At 64.0% G+C, this 19060-nt stretch carries 15 protein-coding genes and 1 tRNA gene; 7 read left to right on the top strand and 9 right to left on the bottom strand.

Annotated features, from left to right (window positions below; all coding sequences use genetic code 11):
* Positions 1 to 90 precede the first annotated feature (90 nt).
* The 3 genes from CKO11_RS09210 (at position 91) to CKO11_RS09200 (ending at position 3423) form a co-directional block, all read left to right on the top strand.
* Positions 91 to 990 (top strand): LysR family transcriptional regulator, encoded by a 900-nt coding sequence (locus CKO11_RS09210; RefSeq protein WP_223637027.1) that lies wholly within the window; start codon positions 91 to 93, stop codon positions 988 to 990.
* A gap of 41 nt (positions 991 to 1031) precedes the next feature.
* Positions 1032 to 2072 (top strand): LacI family DNA-binding transcriptional regulator, encoded by a 1041-nt coding sequence (locus CKO11_RS09205; protein WP_223637024.1) that lies wholly within the window; start codon positions 1032 to 1034, stop codon positions 2070 to 2072.
* Positions 2073 to 2199: 127 nt separating this feature from the next.
* A complete protein-coding gene (locus CKO11_RS09200) occupies positions 2200 to 3423 on the top strand; it encodes a CaiB/BaiF CoA transferase family protein (protein WP_223637022.1) in 1224 nt (407 codons plus the stop codon).
* Positions 3424 to 3429: 6 nt separating this feature from the next.
* On the opposite strand, the gene CKO11_RS09195 is transcribed toward CKO11_RS09200, so the two are convergent.
* Both CKO11_RS09195 and aroQ read right to left on the bottom strand, forming a co-directional pair.
* Entirely contained in the window at positions 3430 to 4344 is a 915-nt protein-coding gene (locus CKO11_RS09195; protein ID WP_223637020.1) for an AEC family transporter, read from the bottom strand.
* Between the two features lie 4 nt (positions 4345 to 4348).
* Entirely contained in the window at positions 4349 to 4789 is a 441-nt protein-coding gene (gene aroQ, locus CKO11_RS09190; RefSeq protein ID WP_223637017.1) for a type II 3-dehydroquinate dehydratase, read from the bottom strand.
* A gap of 239 nt (positions 4790 to 5028) precedes the next feature.
* On the opposite strand from aroQ, the gene CKO11_RS09185 reads away from it, so the two are divergent.
* Complete coding sequence (locus tag CKO11_RS09185) at positions 5029 to 5886, top strand: shikimate dehydrogenase family protein (protein WP_223637014.1); 858 nt, start codon at positions 5029 to 5031, stop codon at positions 5884 to 5886.
* 83 nt (positions 5887 to 5969) lie between these two features.
* Here the strand turns inward: CKO11_RS09185 and CKO11_RS09180 are convergent, their stop codons facing one another.
* From CKO11_RS09180 to CKO11_RS09165, 4 genes are all read right to left on the bottom strand, one after another.
* Positions 5970 to 7856 (bottom strand): cation:proton antiporter, encoded by a 1887-nt coding sequence (locus CKO11_RS09180; protein WP_223637011.1) that lies wholly within the window; start codon positions 7854 to 7856, stop codon positions 5970 to 5972.
* A gap of 205 nt (positions 7857 to 8061) precedes the next feature.
* Entirely contained in the window at positions 8062 to 11517 is a 3456-nt protein-coding gene (locus CKO11_RS09175) for a hypothetical protein (protein WP_223636987.1), read from the bottom strand.
* A 168-nt stretch (positions 11518 to 11685) separates the two neighbouring features.
* The gene (locus tag CKO11_RS09170; protein WP_223636982.1) at positions 11686 to 12969 is read right to left on the bottom strand and encodes an O-acetylhomoserine aminocarboxypropyltransferase/cysteine synthase family protein; all 1284 of its coding nucleotides are present in this window, start codon (positions 12967 to 12969) and stop codon (positions 11686 to 11688) included.
* A gap of 338 nt (positions 12970 to 13307) precedes the next feature.
* The gene (locus CKO11_RS09165) at positions 13308 to 14303 is read right to left on the bottom strand and encodes a hypothetical protein (protein WP_223636979.1); all 996 of its coding nucleotides are present in this window, start codon (positions 14301 to 14303) and stop codon (positions 13308 to 13310) included.
* An 80-nt stretch (positions 14304 to 14383) separates the two neighbouring features.
* Here CKO11_RS09165 and CKO11_RS09160 point away from each other — a divergent pair, with 80 nt between their 5' ends.
* On the top strand, positions 14384 to 14797 hold the full coding sequence (locus CKO11_RS09160; RefSeq protein ID WP_223636976.1) for a hypothetical protein: 414 nt from the start codon (positions 14384 to 14386) through the stop codon (positions 14795 to 14797).
* Between the two features lie 57 nt (positions 14798 to 14854).
* Here CKO11_RS09160 and CKO11_RS09155 read toward each other — a convergent pair.
* Positions 14855 to 14938, bottom strand: a tRNA-Tyr gene (locus CKO11_RS09155).
* A 109-nt stretch (positions 14939 to 15047) separates the two neighbouring features.
* On the opposite strand from CKO11_RS09155, the gene rlmB reads away from it, so the two are divergent.
* Both rlmB and CKO11_RS09145 read left to right on the top strand, forming a co-directional pair.
* Positions 15048 to 15833, top strand: a complete 786-nt coding sequence (gene rlmB, locus CKO11_RS09150) for a 23S rRNA (guanosine(2251)-2'-O)-methyltransferase RlmB (RefSeq protein ID WP_223636973.1) — start codon at positions 15048 to 15050, stop codon at positions 15831 to 15833.
* Between the two features lie 187 nt (positions 15834 to 16020).
* Positions 16021 to 16440, top strand: coding sequence for a CoA-binding protein (locus CKO11_RS09145; protein WP_223636970.1), 420 nt, complete (start codon positions 16021 to 16023; stop codon positions 16438 to 16440).
* A 34-nt stretch (positions 16441 to 16474) separates the two neighbouring features.
* On the opposite strand, the gene CKO11_RS09140 is transcribed toward CKO11_RS09145, so the two are convergent.
* On the bottom strand, positions 16475 to 17659 hold the full coding sequence (locus CKO11_RS09140; protein WP_223636967.1) for a DegT/DnrJ/EryC1/StrS family aminotransferase: 1185 nt from the start codon (positions 17657 to 17659) through the stop codon (positions 16475 to 16477).
* Positions 17660 to 17751: 92 nt separating this feature from the next.
* On the bottom strand, positions 17752 to 19059 hold the full coding sequence (locus CKO11_RS09135) for an NAD(P)/FAD-dependent oxidoreductase (RefSeq protein WP_223636964.1): 1308 nt from the start codon (positions 19057 to 19059) through the stop codon (positions 17752 to 17754).
* Position 19060: the final 1 nt, after the last annotated feature.

Raw genomic sequence — 19060 nt, 5'->3', positions numbered from 1 at the left:
CATAGGCGGCGCAATTCATAACAACAAATATCCGTATTTGCCTTGATGCGTATGTGATGTTAATTTCTGCCGGTGCGCCAAGGAGGGTTCATGCTCACATTGCGGCAGATCGAGGTGATCCGGGCCATCTTGATTACCGGCACGGTCAAGGGCGCGGCGGACTTGCTGGGCGTGTCTGCGCCGGGCATCAGCCGGGTGATGAAGCACACGGAAAGCCAGTTGGGACTGCGGCTTTTTTCGCGCGCGCATGGCCGGTTCGCACCGACCGAAGAGGCGCGGGGGATCTTTTCCCAGATCAACGAGGTCTTTGCTAAGGTCGAAAACCTGCAAAGCTCGATCGATATGCTCAAACGCGGCGAAAACCGGGTCTTTGCCTTTGCCTCGGTCCCGTCGATCGCGCAAAGGGTGTTGCCCTATGCGGTGCGGCGCTTGCGCGAACGCTACCCCGATCTGCGCATGACCATCGACCAGACGAAGATCGAAGAAAGCATCGATTATTTGTTGCTGCGTAAAGGCGAGTTGGTCGCCAACAGCTTCAAGATCGACCATCCGGGGCTGACCTGTTTGCCTTTGGGCACCGGGCGGGTGGTCGCCTTGGTGCCCGATGGGCATGAATTGGCCGCGGAATCCCGCGTCTCGATCTATGATCTGGCGAAAAACCCGATGATCGGGATTTCGCCCTCTGACCCTTATGGGGCGATTGTTGCGCGGCCTTTGAAAGATGCGGGGCTTCCGGTCGATTTCATCATCGAGGCACGCTTTGGCCAGACCGTGCAAGCGTTGGTGCGCCAAGCCGTAGGGGTCGCCCTGATCGATGAATTTTCGGTGGCCGATCAAGTTCTGGACGGGCTGAAGGTGATCGCACTGAAAGAGCCAACCACCTTTCGCACCTATGCGGTGGTGAACAGCGAAACCCCGCGTTCGATCTTTGCCGAGGAACTGATCGAATTGTTGCGCGCGGAAATGCGCGCGGTCACCACCGGGGTCTAAGGGGCTGGACGCGGCAATTTTGATGCCTCATTCTGATTTGTATGAGTGACAGTGCCCCGCCCAAACCCCGCATTTCCGATATCGCGCTTTTGGCGGGGGTGGGTACGGCGACCGTGGATCGGGTGCTGAATGGGCGCCCCGGTGTGCGCGCCGCCACGGTGGAAAAGGTGCGCGCTGCGGAGCGGGAATTGGCGGCCTCGGGGGCGCGGCCAAGGCTGTTGCCGCCCGCCCCGCCGGGGCTGTCGCTGCGCGCGTTTTTGGGTGGCCCGCCGGGCTTTGCCAATGAGTCTTTGGGCCGCTGTTTGCGTGCGGTGGCGCGCGATACGGGGGTGGCGCTGCGGCTCGATTTTCTGCGCCGCACCGATGCGGCGGCGCAGGCGGCGGCACTCAAGGAATGTCTTGGCGATGGCACCGGAGGCGTGATCGTGCAGCCCGCCGAACACCCTTTGGTGCGCGATGCGATCGGCCAATTGATCACAGCCGGGGTGCCGGTGGTCAGCGTATTGACCACGCTGCCGGGCGTTACGGGCCTGCCCTATATCGGGCTGGACAATCGTGGCGCGGGGCGTCTGGCGGGGCAGATCTTGGCCAATATGTTGGGGCGACAGGGAAAGATCGCCTATTTCTTTTCCGAGGCGATCTATCGCAGCCATGAAGAACGCGAGGCGGGGCTGCGCTCGATCCTGCGCGAAGATTTTCCCAAGATCACGGTGGTTGAAACGCTTTCGACCAATGACACGCCTGAGGAGTGCTTTCGCCTTGCGCGTGATCTGCTGGCGCGGCGCCCCGATCTGGAGGGGATCGTGAATTTTGCGGCGGGCAACCGTGGGATCGAACGCGCATTGGCCGATGCCGGCAGCTTGGGGCGGGTCTGTTTCGTGACCTTCAATCTGACAGCTTTGTCACGCGTGGCCTTGATCGAAGGCCGGATGGCGGCGGTGATCCATCAGGATATGGCGGCCATCGCGGCGCGCGCGGTGGCGGCGGTGATCGCCCAGCATCGCGGCACGCCACCTGATTTACGCCCGATCCCGGCCGAGCTGATCTTGCGCGAAAATATCCGCGACCTTGATGGCGTTTGATGCATCAAGCCCTGTGTGAGGGCGGAAAACCATCGCCACGCGCCGGGTTCGGGCCGCCGGGGCGCCGCCTTGGGCTTGGGCGGACGGGGCCGGGCCTGTAGCTAGGGCGCAAGAAAAGGAGCCCGCTATGACCACACCCGCCGCGCCGCTGCCCCTGACGGGCATTAAGGTGATTGATTACAGCCACTTCCTTGCCGGGCCGTTCCTGTCGCGCCAGTTGGCCGCGTTGGGCGCCGATGTGATCAAGGTGGAACGCCCGCGCGCGGGCGATGCGGGCCGGGCCTCGCCCACCCAACGCGAAGGCGTTTCGGGCTATTTCCTGCAACAGAACATGGGCAAGCGGGGCTTGTGCCTTGATCTGCGCCAGCCGCAGGCGGTGGAGTTGATGAAGCGTCTTGCCGCTACGGCGGATGTGTTCGTGGAAAATTACCGGCCCGGCGCGCTGAAAAAGCTGGGGCTGGGCTATGAGGATCTTTCGCAGCTGAACCCAAGGCTGATCTATGCCTCGGTTTCGGCCTTTGGCCATTCCGGGCCGCTGTCCGAACGCCCCGGCTTTGGGCTGATTGCCGAAGCGATGTCGGGCGCGATGTCGATTGTTGGCACCGAGGGTGCACCGCCGCCGCTGTTCCGCATGCCTTTGGCGGATATGTATACCGGCAGCCATGGTGCGACCGCTGTTCTGGCCGCAATCATCAGCCGGATGCAAACCGGGCGCGGCCAGCATGTCGATCTTGCGCTTTATGATTGCATGGTCTCGATGCATGACTATGCGCTGCAAGGCTACCTGATGTCGGACGGGGCCGAGATGCCCAAGCGCACCGGCGATAACCTGCCCGATTCCACCGTTTACGGCTGTTTTTCTGCCCCCGATGGCGATTTGGTGATCGCGGCACAGGTGGATGACACATGGTTGAAGCTGGCGCATCTGATTGGGGGCGAGGCGCTGGCCGCCGATGCCCGTTTCCACGGCGCGGCCAATCGCAATGACCATAATGCCGAGGCGATTGTTCTGGTGCGGGCTTGGTGTGCCGCGCAACCCAGCCGCGCCGCCGCCCTTGCCGCGCTGGATGCTGCGGGCGTGCCAGCCGCGCCCATTCAAACCATTGCCGAAGTGGCAAATGACCCGCAGGTCGTCGCGCGCAATATGGTGCTGGAACAAGACCACCCGAAACTGGGCAAGGTGAAAGTGCCGAACCTTCCGTTCAAATTCTCGGGTCTTGATCTGGGCACGCCGGTCGCCGCACCGGGGCTGGGCCAGCACAACCGGGATCTGGCGCTGGAACTAGGTTTCACGGATGCTGAGGTCGATGCGATGCTGGACAGTGGCGCGCTTTACACCAGAGCCGACTGACGGGGGTCAGACCCCCATCAGCGTGATCAGCGCGGTCAGCGTGACAAAGGAAACCGCGGTGGTGAAAATCACCGCGCTCGCCGCCAGTTGCGGGCGGCCATAATTCAGCCCGAACAGTGCGAAGCTTGACATCATCGGCACGGCGGCGGTCAAAATGCCTGCCTTCGCCAGCGTGGGCTCCACCCCAAAGCCAAACATCAGCGTCGCTGTCAGCGCCGGAAAGGCAATCAGCTTGATCGGGATGAGCCGCAACGCGCCCCCGGCAATTGCGCTGGCTTTCAGATCGGCGACCGCCGCGCCAATCACCAAAAGCGCCACCGGGGCTGCCACGGGCCCCAACATCTCAAAGGTGCGAATGAGCGGCTCTGGCAGGGGCAGCCCCGTCGCGCCAAAAGCGAGCCCCGCGACCGAGGCAATCAAAAGCGGGTTGCGGGTGATGGTGCGCAAAATCCCCTTGGCACTGACCCGCCCCCCGGCGGTGTCCAGATAGCCAATTGCCAGCGGCAAAACGATCAGGTTTTCCACCAGCAGGTTGAGCGCAAATACCCGCAGCGCCAATTCATGACCAAACACCATGGTCACGACCGGCAAGCCGAAATAGGCCGAGTTGGAGACAGAGGCGCCCATCGCCTCCAGCCCCGCGTCGGTGCGGCCATTCCCCAGCGCTTTCGACAGCGCAAGTGTCGCCCCCCACATCGTCACCGAAGCCAGCCCATAGGCGGCCAGAAAGTCGGGGCGGATCGTTTCATGCAAAGGTGCGCTGGACAGCGCGTAAAACAGCATGGCGGGAATAAAGACCCGCAGCACCAACCGCCCCAGCGAGCCCATTTCGGACCCGGCCACCCAATTGGTGCGCACCACCACATAGCCCGCCGCTACCAGCAAATAGACGGGCAGCAGCAGGGCCAGAACGGTCAGCATCGGCTTATTTCGACAACAGCGAACAGGCCCGGCGCAGGCAAAGCTCATAGCCCTCGATGCCGAAGCCCGCCATCACGCCATCGGCGCGACTGGAAACAAAGCTGTGGTGGCGGAAGCTTTCGCGCTTATGCACGTTCGAGATATGGCATTCGAATACCAGCCCGTCATAGGCATTGAGCGCATCGAGAATGGCAACCGAAGTATGGGTGAACGCGCCGGGGTTGATGATGATCGCGGCGGCTTCTTCGCGGGCGCGGTGGATCGTGTCGATGATCACGCCCTCATGGTTGGACTGAAACAACTCGATATCGAAGCCAAGGCTGGTGGCCAGCGCCCGGCAGTTGTTTTCGACATCGTCAAGCGTGTCGGCGCCGTAAATCTCGGGCTGGCGCTTGCCCAGCAGGTTCAGGTTCGGGCCATTCAGGATGAAGATGGTCTTCGACAATTTTGCCTCCGGTCAAAGGTTCGGCGAACCCTAGCTTGCGGCGCGCGCGGGTTCTATTGCAATTGCGAAATTCATCCCTGCCTTGATGTTAATTTTTTGCGCTAAAAATGCGTTTAAATGCATTTTCGGGCTTGGAAAAACATGGTTCCGGGGGGGAGGTGCGGTCTAGATTGGCGCATCTTTCGCGCCCCCGACTCGCCGCGCCTTGCGCGTCGCTCGGCCTAACGGAAATGGACTTCATGACGCAACATCCTTCGCCGCGCACCCTTCGCCTTGGTCTGATCGGGGGCAATATCACCGCCACCCGCTCGCCCGCGCTGCATATTACCTGTGGGCTCTCGCTCAACCGCAATGTGACCTATGATCTGATCATTCCGGCCGAACGCGGCAAAGGCTTTTCCGAGGTGCTGGCCGATTGCGTGGCGCAGGGGTTTGACGGGGTCAATGTGACCTATCCATTCAAGGAAGAGGCGGCGGCGCTGGTCGCGCCGGGCGATCCGGTGGTGGCGGCGATGGGCGCGGCCAATACCGTCAAGTTTACGCCCGCGGGGCCTTTGGCATTCAACACCGATCATTCCGGCTTCAAGGCAGCCTATCACGCGACTTTCGGCGCGGTGCTGCCGGGGCGCGTGCTCTTGCTCGGCACCGGTGGGGTGGGGCGCGCGGTGGCCTTTGGTCTGGCCGATCTGCATGCCACGGAATTGGTTTTGGTCGATATGGATGCGGCAAAGGTCGAAAGCTTGGCGGCTGCGCTTGCGCGCCATGCGCCGTTGATGAAGGTCAGCGCGGGCACGCCCGGCACGGGCGCCGATCTGACCGGCTTTGACGGGGTGGTCAATTGCACGCCTTTGGGCATGGTCGGGCGCGAGGGGTCCCCCTTGCCCGAGGGTGTGACCGGCGCCCCGCGCTGGGCCTTTGATGCGGTTTACACGCCCATAAATACGCAATTCCGCGCGCAGGTCGAGGCGCTCGGGGCCGAGTTCCTAAGCGGCTATGAGCTTTACTTTCACCAAGGCATCGACGCGTTCGAAATCTTTTCGGATCGCCATGTCGTCGCGCCCGACTGGGTGCGCGAGATCATTCAGCGCGGCAGCTAAGCAATGTGTCGTCCCGCCGCGCGGGGCGTCGCCCAAAAGGCCCCGCATAAAGGGGGGCCATAAAGCGGTGCAACGGGCCGGGCTCAGCCTTCCTCGATCACATCGGCATCTTGAGGGCCCGTGCCCTCGCTGTTGCGCCGCTTGGCGATATGCGCGGTCATCTGCGTTTCAAACCCGGCATTGAGCGCTTTGGACCGCGCCACATAGGTCGCGTTCTTTTCCACTGGCACGCCGGGTTGCCAAACCTCGGCCAGATCGCGCACCGAGGACCGGTCCAGCTTCCAGAACATCCGTTCCAATTCATGCGCCTCATAGGCGCTGAGCCCCACGTTTTCGAGCACATAGCGCCCCGCCCGGCAGGAACTATCGAACATTTCGCGCACGATGTCATTCGCACCGGCGGCATACAGATCGTACACGTGATAGCGGTCGCGCGCGCGGGCGATGATATGCAGATCGGGCCGTTCCTTGCGGGCATAGGCGACCAGTGCATTGGCGGCAGATTTATCATCCAGCGCCACCACCATCACCCGCGCTTTCGACAGCCCCGCCGCCGCCAAAAGCTGTGGCCGCGTCGGATCGCCAAAATAGGCCTTGAAACCAAAGGTGCGCAGCCGTTGCACCGTGGGCAGATCGGCATCGATCACCGTGGTGGCATAGCCCGACATCGTCACCATGCGGTTCACCACCTGCCCAAAACGCCCCGCCCCGGCAATGATGATCGGATGGTGTTCATCCACGGTATCGGGGTCCGGCCCGGCGTTGGGTGTGGCGCGGCGGGCCAGCCGTTCATGCATCAAGAACAGAATGGGCGAAATCAACATGCTTAGCGCGATCACCAACAGCACCTTTTCGGCAACCGGCGGCGGCAAAATCCGCTGCGCTGTGGCGAAAGACACCAGCACCAGCGAAAATTCCCCGGCCTGCGCCAACCCAAAGGCGAAAAGCCACCGGTCCGAACCGCGCAGGCCGAAAAGCCGCCCCAGCCCGTAGAGAATGGCCGATTTCAGCGCGACAAAGGCCAGCACCAAGAGCAAGATCTTCAACGGCCCGGCGAACAGCACCCGCAAATCGATGCCCGCGCCCACGGCGATGAAGAACAGCCCCATCAACAGGCCCTTGAACGGCTCGACACTGCTTTCCAGCTCATGTTTGAATTCGCTATCGGCCAGCACCAGCCCGGCCAAAAAGGTGCCAAGCGCGGGCGACAGCCCAACAAGATTCATCAACGAGGCAATGCCCACCACGATCATCAGCGCGACGGCGGTATGCACCTCGGGCAGTTTGGAGGCTTGAACAAAGCGAAACAGCGGCTGGATCAGGAAATGGCCGACCACCACCACCAGCCCGACCGCGCCCAGCGTGGCAAGCGTTAGCCCCCAAGCGGGCAGCGTATCGAGCCATTGCGCGGCCATCCCGTGCCCGGCGGTATCGCTGCGCGCCAATTCGCGCGCGCCGGGCAGCGCCAAAAGCGGCAAAAGCGCCAGCATCGGGATCACCGCGATATCTTGCATCAACAAGACCGCAAAGGCCGATCGTCCGCCCGCCGTTTGCATCAGCCGCTTTTCATTGAGCGTTTGCATCACGATCGCGGTGGACGAAAGCGCCAAGATGCCCCCCAGCGCCAGCGCCGCGCGGGGCGGTTGCCCCACCACCAGCGCGACGGCGGCAACTGCGGTGGTGGTCAGCAGCAGTTGCAACCCGCCCAAACCCAACAGCTTGTCGCGCATCGACCAAAGCGCGCGCGGGTTCATCTCGAGCCCGATCAGGAACAGCATCATCACCACGCCGAATTCAGCAAAATGCTGCAGGTCATGCGCTTGATCGGCGACAAGGCCGAACACCGGCCCTATAATGACGCCGGCCAACAAATAGCCCAGCACCGACCCAAGCCCCAGCCGGGTGGCGATTGGCACCGCAACGACGATCGCGGTCAAATAAAGGGTGGCCTGAAGCAGAAAACCTTCCATTGGAACTCACATTCGAGGCCCCGCACCGCCGGTCGGGTCCGGTCGGTGGCGGTGTCAGGGCAAGACGCGGGGATCAGGGCTAGCCTAGCGCAACGCCGCCGGGGCACAAGCCCTATCAGCGGCGTAAGGCGCGCGCGATCCGGCTGCGCGCCGCCAAAGCGCATCAACAAATCGACAACGCTCTTTTGGGCGAGGGGAAAGCCGCTCAGCCGCCCTTGAGCAGCTTAAGCGTATGCGACCGGTTGCCCTTTTGGTAGGTCAGCTGGCTATCGCCGATCGCAACCACCTTGCCGCCATCGAGCCGGTCGCCCACGCGGACCTTATAGAACCGGCCATTGGGCATGCGCACCAGCGCGCTGCGGTTTTTGGGCGTGCCGTAAAGGCCGATCAGGGTGACATCGCCCAAATCGATGGCATTGCGTTGGGTTGCTTGGCGCGCGACCGAGGCCGAGCTGGGCACCCGAGGCGCGGTTGCGCGCGGTTCGGGTTGCGGTGCGGGCGCCGGGGCGGCGGCGGGGCGCGCCGGTTCGGCGGCAAGTGCGGCCGCCAGCGCACGTTCGACCGAGGCTTGAAAGTTGCGCGGCCGCGCCACCGGGCGGCGCGAGACGGCAAGCGCGCTGGCCGACGCATTGGGGAACGACGGCGCGGCAGCGGCCTCGGGCGCGGCAGGCGCGGGCGAGGTGGCGGCCAATTCGATTTCGGGCGTGGGCTCTGGCACGGCGGTGGCCGCCGCTTGCACAACGCTTGCCGGGCGCGGTTTCGGGCGCGCCTTGGTGACAATTGCCGCTTGCGCGGTGCTTAGCCGTGGGCTGGGCCCCGGTGGGATTAGGGCCCCATCGCGTTGCGGTGTCTCTGGTGCCGCCGGGGCGGTTGTGGGCTCTTCTGGTGTAGTTGAGGGCGGTGCGGCTGCGGGCGTTTCTTCTGCGGCGGCTTCTGCGGCTTGCGCAGCAGCACGCGTTACCGCTGCGGGGCGGGCCTTGGGCCGATAGCCTGCAAGCGCGGGGTCGGCATAGGGCGCTTCGGCGGCGGCGCGTGCGGCCTCTGCCGCTGTGATCACGTCTTGCGGGCGCGGGCGCGGCAGCCGCGGCGGTTGCCCGGCATAAAGCGTAAAGCCCCCCGGCGCGACCGTGCCCTCGGGCGTCGGTTCCACCGCGATTTCGGGTTCAGGCTCGGCTTCGGGCGCTAGCTCCGTCAGTGGTGCCGCGTCAGAGCCAAGCGGCGCCAGCGGCGCAAGGCCGGGAACCGTCACCGTCGCCGTCTCGGAGCCCTCATCAGGCGCGGTTTCGGCCGCGCCAGTCTCGGTGGGCGCCATTCGTGCGGCGGGGACCGGGCTTTCGGGCAGCGGCGCAAGGTTTGCCATCTGGTCCGGCGTCGGCGGGGTGCCCGTATCCGCGCCGGTATCTGTGGTGGCCTCCAGCGCGGTTCTTGCTTGTGCGCGCGCCGCCTCCAGCGTGGTGGCGGGCACATTCAGCAGGGCTTCGGGGGTGGGGGCGGTGGTTTCGGCCACCTCCGCCGGTGGCATTGCCGCTTCGGTCGCGGGGGGCTGCGGGGCGACGGCTTCCGGTGTCGCGGCCAACTTGGGCGCGCTGGTCTCCTCGGTGCCCAGGAAGCTGGCCCACAGCGCGGCAAGCGCCATGAAGCCGACAAGCCCCCCCATCAGCGCAACGCCCAGATATTTCGGCTTGCCCCCGACCTGTGGCGCTTTGCGTGCGCCAAAAACGGTCTTTTCCGGGTCCAGCGTGTCTGGCGTGGGATTGGGTTTGATTTCGACGCGCGGGCGCATCGTGCGGGCCTTGGCCAGCGCCTTGCCCGCGCCGCTGCCAAGCGCTGCCGAGCCAAGCGCGGCAGTGCGCAGCCCGGCGCCCGCGACTTTGCCTGCGACTTCGCGCAGCTTTTCGCCAGTGCCGGTGCCGCGCGCTTCATCATTGGGCAGAGCCAAGCCGGGGGCAATGACCCCGGCGGATTTCTTGGGCGTCGGCGCGCCCAGAACCGGCGGGCGCGGCGCATCGGTCTCGGTTGAGGGCTTCGCCGTGGGGCTGGGCGCTTTGGGCGCGCCGACCGCCGCGCCGGTGCTCGCGGTCGCGGGTGCGGGCGCCTTGACAGGTTTGTTCGCCGGGGGGCGCGGTGCGGGGCCAATGTCCGAAATTTCCGGCGTCAAGGGCGCGCGCGGCGGCTGTTTTAGGCCGGGGCGCGGGGGCACGCCGGTTGCACGCTCGGGCGCGCGCAGTGGCTTTGGCCCGGCCGCTTGGGGCTGGGTCTTGGCAGAAGCCGTGGACGTGTCGGTTGGGGCGTCGACTTCGGTTGCCGTCTCGGCTTCCGGGGTGGTCTGTGTCGCCTCGGGGGCGGGCGTTGCATCCGCTTGCGCGGGGGCCTGTGCCGCGCTTGCGGGCTCAGGCTCAGGCGCGACGGTTTCGGCTTGCGTGTTTGTGGCCGTTTCGTCGCCGGTGGTTTCGTCAGCCTCCTTGGATGTGGGGGCCGCGTCAGACAGTGGGGCCACCTGCGTCCAGTCCACATCTTTCAGATCGCGTTGTCCCAGATCGACAGAGTCCGCCATGGGGGCCGCCTCGGCGGCGGAATCGGTCACGGTCTCGGCAACCGGCGTGTCTTCGGAGCCTACGTCCTGTGCGCTTGCGTCCCGTGCGGGGGCGACTGCGGCGGGCGCGTCAAATTCGGCCCCAGACTCGGCCCCGTCGCCCGTGTCGGTTTCTGCGGCAACGGGGGCGGCCGGTTCCGGCGTGGTCTCGGGGGGCGAGGCGGGCGCTTCGGGCGGCAACTCTGGGGCCGTCTTCGCCGCCGAGGGCACCGTCTCCGGTGTATCGGATGCCGTTGCGGCAATCGCTTCGGTTGGGGATTGTGCTGCCTCAGGGACCGGATTTGCTTCAGGCTCAGGCTCAGGCTCAGGCTCAGGCTCAGGCTCAGGCTCAGGCTCAGGCTCAGGGGCGTTCTCCGTCACCGCTTGGGGAGCGGGCTCCGGTTCCGCAGCGGTTTCCGGCACCGGCGGTGCGTCTGGAGCAGCTTCCGGTGTCGGCAGCTCTTCGGGGGTGTCGCTTTGGGGTTCTGCGGTCTCTGTAACCTCGGGCGCATCGCCGGTGGCGTCCCGCGTGGCGTTCAGCAGCGCGGCCAGCGGCAGCGGGTCTTGGTCCCGCTCGATCCGCGCGCCTTCAGACAGATGCGCGGCGGCCACGGAACTGGGGCCAAACCATGGCTCGCCCGCGAATTGGCCCGGCTCGGGCACCGCGACGAAGCTGACCGGGGCAAAGCCGCGATCTTCGGCAAAGGCTTCCGCCTCGGCCAAGGTTTCCCGCGCGACCACAGCCACCTGCACCGTGTCTGCGTGCCCCGACCAGTCGAAGACCAGATCCTCGACCGCATAGGGCGTCAGCCCCTCTAGCGCGGTGGCGATCTGCTTGCGGCGCGTCGCGGCATGGGGGCCGGGCGCGTCCAGTTCGGTGTAAAGGATTTGCGAAGCCGGGATCACCAGCTTGCTGGTCACGGGTTTAGACCCTGCGCGGCTTTTGGCCTTGCGGCGCAGCGCCGTCAGCCGCTCGTTGAAATCTTCCGCATCTAGCGCGACCTCGCCAAGCAGTTCCCAGCCGGTTTTGGCGCGGAAAAAGACGCTGATGCCGTCATGCGACAGGTTGAGGGCGAAGTTCGGTTTCATGCGCGGGCTTTACCACTCACAACGGGGGCCGAAATCGGCAACGGATCAGCCCCCTTTGGTATAGAAGAAAAGCGCATATGAAAAGCCGCCCACCGGTTCGTGATCGCCCCCCTATAGGCCCGAAATCGCCGGTGGGGCGATGCCGGGCCTAGACGGGCGGTTTTACGCTTAGGCGGTGGCGGCTGTCAGCGCCTGATCCAGATCCGCGATCAGATCGTCGACATTCTCGGTGCCGATCGACAGACGCACCACATTGGGCGCGGCGCCCGCCTTGATCTGCTGTTCTTCGGTCAATTGGCGGTGCGTGGTCGAGGCCGAATGGATGATCAGCGAGCGCGCATCCCCAAGGTTGGCCACATGGCCGAACAGCTTGAGATTGTTGACAAGCTTCACGCAGGCTTCATAGCCGCCCTTGACTGCAACGGTAAACAGCGCCCCCGCCCCTTTGGGGCACAGCTTTTGCGCACGCCCATGCCAAGGCGAGCTTTCCAGCCCCGCATAGGTGACATATTCAATGCGCGGGTCTTTTTCGAGCCAGTCGGCCACGGCCTTGGCATTGGCGACATGTTTGTCCATCCGCAGGCTGAGCGTTTCGATGCCCATCAGCGTGTAATGGGCCCCTTGCGGGTTCATCGTCATGCCCAGATCGCGCAACCCGATGGCGATGGAATGGAAAGTGAAGGCCATCGGCCCCAAGGCCTCGTGGAATTTCAGCCCGTGATAGGCTGGTTCGGGGGCCGAGAGGCTGGGGAATTTATCGCTCGCCGACCAGTCGAACTTACCCGAATCGATCACCACACCGCCGGTCACCGTGCCATTGCCAGTGAGGTATTTCGTGGCGGAATGCACCACCAGCGTCGCGCCATGCTCGATCGGGCGGCACAGATAGGGCGAGGCCAGCGTGTTATCGACGATCAGCGGCAGGCCCGCTTTGTCGGCCAGTGCTGCGACGGCGGGCAGGTCGGTGATGTAACCGCCGGGGTTGGAAATCGATTCGCAAAAGATTGCGCGGGTGTTGTCATCGATCGCCGCCTCAAGGGCCGCCAGATCGTCAAAATCGACAAAGGTGCACGACCAGCCGAAGCGTTTGATCGTTTGGCTGAATTGGGTGATCGTGCCGCCGTAAAGCCGGGTCGAGGCGACGATGTTTAGCCCCGGCCCCATCAGCGGGAACAGCGCCATGATCTGCGCGGCATGACCCGACGAGGTGCAAACGGCGCCCGCGCCCCCCTCAAGCGCGGCGACCCGCGCGGCCAGCGCCGAAACGGTCGGGTTGGTCAGCCGCGAATAGATGTAGCCCACTTCTTGCAGGTTGAAGAGCCGCGCCGCATGGTCGGCATCTTTGAACGCATAAGAGGTGGTCTGGTAGATTGGCACCTGCACCGCGCCGGTGGCCGGGTCGGGGGCCGTTCCGGCGTGAATTTGCAGCGTCTCAAAGCGATGGTCGGTCATAGGGGCCTCCGTTTCATTCCTTGCGCAACCTACCGGCGCGAGCGCGGTGCGGCAACGCCCTTCGGGTTTGAAAGGCGTCGCGCGGCTTTTGGGGGCCTTGGTCTTGCTGAGGCATGTCTACCGTTATGACATTGTTTTTGCGTTTGTTTGACATGGCTTTGGCGGGGGCGGCTTTGGATGTGCCTTTGCATTTGCGGGGCATCTTGCGGGGCATCTTGCGGGCGAGACCTCGCCGTTCACCGTGCCTCTGGTGGTAGGGCGGGGCGTTGACACATCAGCCCCACGCGTCGCTGTGCGATGGGGCTTCGCTTTCAGGGGTGGGGCAGCCAGCGCGGGGCTTAACGCAGCCAAAGCCCCGCGCGTTTGATCGTATTGCGGATCACCTGTTCGCGCTTGGGCAGGTTGCTGCGGTCAAATTTTTCGCGCAGTTTCATCCCCTTGCCTTGGTAGATCAGCTTTTTCGCAGGCTCGTGCAGGCGTAGGATCTTTTTCACCTTTTGCGGCGTCACCGCCGCTTCCAGTGCGCGCACCACGGCATCGCTTTCGCGTGCGTAAAGCAAGGGCAGGGCGCGGTAATGGCATGTCACTGCGCCATCCAGCCCGTCAAGCTCTGGCCCCGGACGCCCGCCGCCAAAGGAATGGATCACTAAGGGCAAGGCCACCTGATCGAGCCAAGGGTCCAGCGATTGGCAGGCCAATTCGTCGGGCGTATCCCAGCGGATCGCATGCGCATAGTCCAAAAAGCGTTGGCCGAAACTGGGCGCATCGGGGCCAAAGAACCAGCCCGCGTTGAAGTAAAGATACCGCCGCCAATATTCATTGGGTTGGCTAAGGTCGAGCGAGCTTTCGAAATCCAGCCCGAACTTGTCATAAAGGCTCTTCCAAATCTCGGTGTAGCCCACTTTGTAAAGCGGCGGCTCGGGCCAAGTGCCCTCGCGGCGCATCGAGGCGGCAGGGCGGTTGAAATCAAAGGCCACCGAAGAAAGCGGGCCTAAGAAAACCGTATCGGTGTCAAAAAAGACAAACGGCCCCTCGGGCAGGGCGGCCATCGCCTCGATCTTGTTGCCGTGCGGGTAACTTTCGCCGAAATGGCGGTTTTCGAACGGCACGATCTCCACGCCATTGTCGGACAGGAATTTGCGCACCGGGTCCGAGATTTGCACCGGGCGCGACCAGCGCGCGCCGGTGGGCTCCATCGCCAACAGGCGGCCCTGAAAATCGGGGTTTGCGGCGCGGAAGCTTGCGGTGAAAACCACCGCCTCATATTCCAGCCGCCCCGCCTGCACGACGAAGAAGACATTGGGGGATGGACCGGTGCCCGATTTCCTTGCCATGATGTTCCGGCTGCGCCTCTTGTTTGCCCAAGACATAAGGGCTTTCGGCGTGGCGTGAAAGCCATGCGATGGGGGAAGTGATGCGAAAGATCCTTTTGACGGCGCTGATCGGCGGGCTAGGGCTGGCGGGCGCGGCGCAGGCCCAGCAATTCACCACAGCCGCCGAAGTGCGCCCGATTTTGGCGGCCACCAAGGGGCAATGGGTGGCGGTGCGCGAATATGACGGCCAAGATTTGATCTATTTCACGCAATTGCTCAGTTGGCGTTGCGGGCTTAGCCAAATTTTCTACGGGCTCAACGATGCCCCGCCCACGACGCCCTTTTTCATGGAAATGTGCTACGAGGGCACGCCTGCGCCCAATGCGATTGAGACAGATGCGATCTATATCGCCCAGCCGCTTGGTTCGGTGCAAAACATCCGGCTGCGGCTTGTCTATGATGATGGCACGGAAGAAGAGGCGATCTTTGCCCGCCCGCAAGTTCTGATGCGCTAGGCCCAAACGCAAAACGGGGCTTTACGGCCCCGTTTTCGCACCCTTCCCAAAAGGAAGTGGTGGGTGACCCTGGAATCGAACCAGGCATGGGTCTCCCCGGCGGAGTTACAGTCCGCTGCCGCACCTTGCAGCTCGTCACCCGACGGGGGCGGATGTAGCGAAGGGGCCGGTGGGCGTCAAGCGGGTTTTTCGCACGCCCCTTGCCAAAGAGGGCGCGGCAGCGCACAGAGGGCACAAACGGGAGCATGCGATGAAGAAACCGTCTTGGGTGATCGAGAAGGAACGGGCCAAACGTGCGGCGGCGGCGGAAACGCTGTGGCTTTTTGGTTTGCATGCGGTGCGCGATGCGCTGATGAACCCGGCGCGGGTGAAGCAACGGCTGGTGCTGACGAAAAACGCCGCGGATAAGCTGGGTGAGGCAATCGCCGCAGCCGGGCTGGCGCCCGAGATCGTCGATCCGCGCAAATTTGACTCGCATGTGCCGCTGGGCCCCGATCAGGTGCACCAAGGGGCCGCGCTCGAGGTCAAGCCGCTCGATTGGGGCAAGCTGGGCGATGTGGCGCTGCAAGGGGCGGGCGCGCCGCTGGTGGTGCTGCTGGACCGGGTGACCGATCCGCATAACGTGGGCGCGATTTTGCGCTCGGCCGAGGTGTTTGGCGCGCGCGCCGTGGTGGCCCCGCATCGCCATTCTGCGCCTGAAACCGGGGCTTTGGCGAAAACCGCCTCGGGTGCGCTGGAGCGTCAGCCCTATTTGCGGGTGGTCAATCTGGCCGATGCGATGCGCGAATTGCAAAATATGGGCTATGTGCTTTTGGGGCTGGCCGGGGAGGCCGAGATCACCTTGGCCGCGGGGCTGGCACAGGCGGGCACGCGGCCTGTCGGGCTGGTGCTGGGGGCCGAGGGGCCGGGGCTGCGGGAAAAAACCCGCGAGACCTGTGACATGCTGGTGCGGGTGCCCTTTGCCAGCGATTTCGGGTCGCTCAACGTGTCGAACGCGGCGGCGATTGCGCTTTATGCCGCCGCCAATCGCATGTGATCACGAAAGGGCGAGGCGCGGCGCTTTTTCCCCCGCGACCCTTTAACGCGCCTTTTACATACCTATGTCTGACTAAGGAAACGCGGCCCCGGAACCGCCGCGTTTCAAGTCACTGTCCCTCGTTCCACACTTTCGCGCCCGAATCCCTTGTGGTTCGGGCGCTTTTTCTTGCCAAGGGAAGCCCGCTATGACCGATGCAGAGCTACGCGAAATCTTCAGCCAGACCAAGGTGATCGCCGTCGTGGGGTTTTCGGCAAATCCCACGCGCCCCGCGCATGAGGTTGCGGCGTGGCTGCAAGGGCGCGGCTATCGGGTGATTCCCGTCAATCCGGGGCTCGCGGGCCAGACGTATCTTGGCGAGGTGGTCTATGCCGATCTCGCCGCGATTCCGCGCGAGATTGCGGTGGATATGGTCGATATCTTTCGCACGCCCGCGGCTGTGCCGGGGATCGTCGAGCAGGTTTTGACCGCGCGGGCCGAGGTGAAAACCCTCTGGATGCAGCTTGGCGTTGTGCATGAACCGGCGGCACAAGACGCGCGCGCCGCAGGGAAGCGCGTGGTGATGGATCGCTGTCCCAAGATCGAGATGCCCCGGCTTGGGATCTAACGCGGTGTAGGGGGGCGCTGCCCCCCTGACCGGATCAGCCTTTGACGACCGCTGCCGACTCGACAATCGCCTCGGCGATGAAATCAAGCTCGGGGCGGGTGAGCCGTGCGGGCAGGCGCGTGTCGCAAGCGCGCATCAACATGGCGCGGGTTTTCGGCAGATCGGGCAGATCGCCCAAGAATTGCCAATTCCAATAGGCGCGCGCATTGTCTTGCGAGAGGCCAAAAACAGACACGCCCACGCCCCGAGTTTTGGTTTCCGCTTGCAACTGGCGCGCTTCGGCATCCGTCCATTCGCCCACAAGGTTGAATTGCAGACTGTCGGGCGCGCGCGTTTCCGGCCCAAGCGGCGGCGGCACATCCAGCCACGGGCTCTCATTGAGTTTCGCGGCAACATAATCGTGGTTGGCCAGCCCATCGCGCACGCGCCGCGCCACTTCACCCAACTGCGGGCGGATCACGGCAGCAGAGAGGTTTTGCATCCGCGTGTTGTAAAGCGGCAGCTTGTTTTGCCAATGCGCGAAGCTGTTGGCCAAACCGGGGTGCTTTTTCCAGTTATGCTCATAGGCGCCCGACATGATGATCGCGCGCGCGGCCAATTCCGGGTCGTCGGTCACCAAAACGCCGCCTTCGCCCGCATTCACAAGCTTGTAGCTTTGGAAGCTGAAGCAGCCGATTTTGCCGATCGTGCCGATCTTTTCCCCATGCCAGAGCGTGCCAAGGCTATGCGCGGCATCTTCGATCACCGGCACGCCTTTGGCATTGGCGAGTTCCATGATCGCATCCATATCCGAGGTATGGCCGCGCATATGGGAGATCATCACCGCGTCGATCGTGTCATCAAACTTGGCGCGGAAATCCTCTAGATCGATGCGGAAGTTTTGGCCCACTTCGACCAGCACCGGCACGCAATCGGCATGGACAATGGCCGAGGGCACGGCGGCAAAGGTGAAGGCGGGCACCAGCACCCGCGCACCGCGCGGCAGATCCAGCGCCTTGAGCGACAAGAAGAGCGCCGCCGAGCAAGAGGCGACGCAAACCGCGTAGCGCACGCCCATCATTTCGGCGAATTCGGCCTCTAGCTGGGCCACGGGCGCATTGTCAGAGGTGTAGCGGAACAGGTCTCCGCTTGCGAGCAGCCGCTCGATCTCGGCGCGGGCGGCTTCGGGGATCGGTTCGGCGTCGTAGCAATTCGGGGCGGTCAGTCCATCACGCGGCATGTTCAGCTTTCCTGAATGTGACATTCGGGAAAGCTTTAGAAGTTGCGCGCCTCGGGGCCAAGTGAAAGTTTGACGACGCGGCCAGAAGCCGCTTAGAGCCCGATCTTGTCGCGCAGCGAAAACCAGCTCATCCCCGCAACCAAAAGCGGCCAGCGCAACGCGCCACCGCCGGGGAATGCGGGCTGCGGCAGGCGTGCCATCACGTCGAAGCCGTCGCCGGTGGCGGTGATTGCTTCTGCCATCAGCTTGCCCGCATGAAGGGCCAGCGCCACGCCATGGCCCGAATAGCCCGAGGCCGAAAGGCAATTGGGCGCGGGGCGGTGGAAGCAGGGCATCCGGTTCACGGTGATCGCCAGCGTGCCGCCCCAAGCATGGGTAATTTTGACGCCCTTCAGCTGCGGGTAAATCTCTTCGAGCGGTTTGCGCACCTTGGCGGCGATATCGCGCGGGAAGCGGTAGCTGACCGTTTCGCCGCCGCCAAAGATCAGCCGGTCTTCGTGCAGCCGCCAGTAATTGACGACGAATTTGAGATCATGCGCAGCGATGTCTTTGGTAAAGACCTCTTTCGCGCGCGCCCCCAAGGGTTCGGTCGCGACGATGTAATTGTTGATCGGCATCACACGGGCGGCGATTTGCGGTTCTAGCCGGTCCAGATAGCCATTCGCCGCCAAGATCACCTGATCGGCGATCACATGGCCTTGTGCGGTTTCCACCCGGCTGGGTTTGTTGGCGGTGGTGCCGTGGATGATGTTTGTGACGGGCGCATTTTCATAAATCACTGCCCCCGCCGCCTCGGCCAAGCGTGCGACTCCGAGGCAGAGGTTGAGCGGATGCACATGGCCCGCGCCATGATCCAAATCGCCGCCGATATAGACGGGGGAGGGGATCAACGCCTGCGTCGCGGCCCGGTCAAGCGGTTCGATCTGGGTGTAACCGTAGTGTTTGGCCAGATGCTCGGCCTCTTCATGCAGCCAGCGCACTTCTGACGCCTTGCGCCCGGTATGCGCGATGCCGCGATGGGTGGGCACGCCCGCTTCGTCGGCCAAGGCATAGGTCAGGGCTTTCGCCTCTTCCGCCATGCCCCACAGCCGTTTGGCGACCTCTTGCCCCGCCATTTTCTCAAGCGTGGCCATATCAAGCCGCTGCCCCGAGCCGATTTGCCCGCCATTGCGGCCAGAGGCGCCAAAGCCCGCGCGATGCGCCTCAAGCACCACCACGCGGCGCCCCGCGCGCGCCAAATGCAAAGCGGCCGAAAGCCCGGTATAGCCCGCGCCCACCACGCAAACATCGGCGCGGGTTTCGCCCTGCAAACTGGGGCGTTCGGGGGCCGGGTCGCGGGTTTCGGCATAAAAACTGGCCGGATACTGCCCGGCGCGATCATTGGCGAAGAGCAGGTTCATC

Origin of the sequence: Rhodobacter sp. TJ_12 (genome assembly GCF_020023995.1) — a bacterium.
GTDB lineage: Bacteria > Pseudomonadota > Alphaproteobacteria > Rhodobacterales > Rhodobacteraceae > Rhodobacter.
The sequence above is the reverse complement of the archived record's forward strand: the minus strand, read 5'-3'. Positions and strand labels throughout refer to the sequence as shown.

What these genes read in the sequence shown, in the direction of transcription:
- CKO11_RS09210 (WP_223637027.1), top strand. Translation starts at nt 91, where the DNA reads ATGCTCACATTGCGGCAGATCGAGGTGATCCGGGCCATCTTGATTACC.
- CKO11_RS09205 (WP_223637024.1), top strand. Translation starts at nt 1,032, where the DNA reads ATGAGTGACAGTGCCCCGCCCAAACCCCGCATTTCCGATATCGCGCTT.
- CKO11_RS09200 (WP_223637022.1), top strand. Translation starts at nt 2,200, where the DNA reads ATGACCACACCCGCCGCGCCGCTGCCCCTGACGGGCATTAAGGTGATT.
- CKO11_RS09195 (WP_223637020.1), bottom strand. Translation starts at nt 4,344, where the DNA reads ATGCTGACCGTTCTGGCCCTGCTGCTGCCCGTCTATTTGCTGGTAGCG.
- CKO11_RS09185 (WP_223637014.1), top strand. Translation starts at nt 5,029, where the DNA reads ATGACGCAACATCCTTCGCCGCGCACCCTTCGCCTTGGTCTGATCGGG.
- CKO11_RS09180 (WP_223637011.1), bottom strand. Translation starts at nt 7,856, where the DNA reads ATGGAAGGTTTTCTGCTTCAGGCCACCCTTTATTTGACCGCGATCGTC.
- CKO11_RS09175 (WP_223636987.1), bottom strand. Translation starts at nt 11,517, where the DNA reads ATGAAACCGAACTTCGCCCTCAACCTGTCGCATGACGGCATCAGCGTC.
- CKO11_RS09170 (WP_223636982.1), bottom strand. Translation starts at nt 12,969, where the DNA reads ATGACCGACCATCGCTTTGAGACGCTGCAAATTCACGCCGGAACGGCC.
- CKO11_RS09165 (WP_223636979.1), bottom strand. Translation starts at nt 14,303, where the DNA reads ATGGCAAGGAAATCGGGCACCGGTCCATCCCCCAATGTCTTCTTCGTC.
- CKO11_RS09160 (WP_223636976.1), top strand. Translation starts at nt 14,384, where the DNA reads ATGCGAAAGATCCTTTTGACGGCGCTGATCGGCGGGCTAGGGCTGGCG.
- rlmB (WP_223636973.1), top strand. Translation starts at nt 15,048, where the DNA reads ATGAAGAAACCGTCTTGGGTGATCGAGAAGGAACGGGCCAAACGTGCG.
- CKO11_RS09145 (WP_223636970.1), top strand. Translation starts at nt 16,021, where the DNA reads ATGACCGATGCAGAGCTACGCGAAATCTTCAGCCAGACCAAGGTGATC.
- CKO11_RS09140 (WP_223636967.1), bottom strand. Translation starts at nt 17,659, where the DNA reads ATGCCGCGTGATGGACTGACCGCCCCGAATTGCTACGACGCCGAACCG.
- CKO11_RS09135 (WP_223636964.1), bottom strand. Translation starts at nt 19,059, where the DNA reads ATGAACCTGCTCTTCGCCAATGATCGCGCCGGGCAGTATCCGGCCAGT.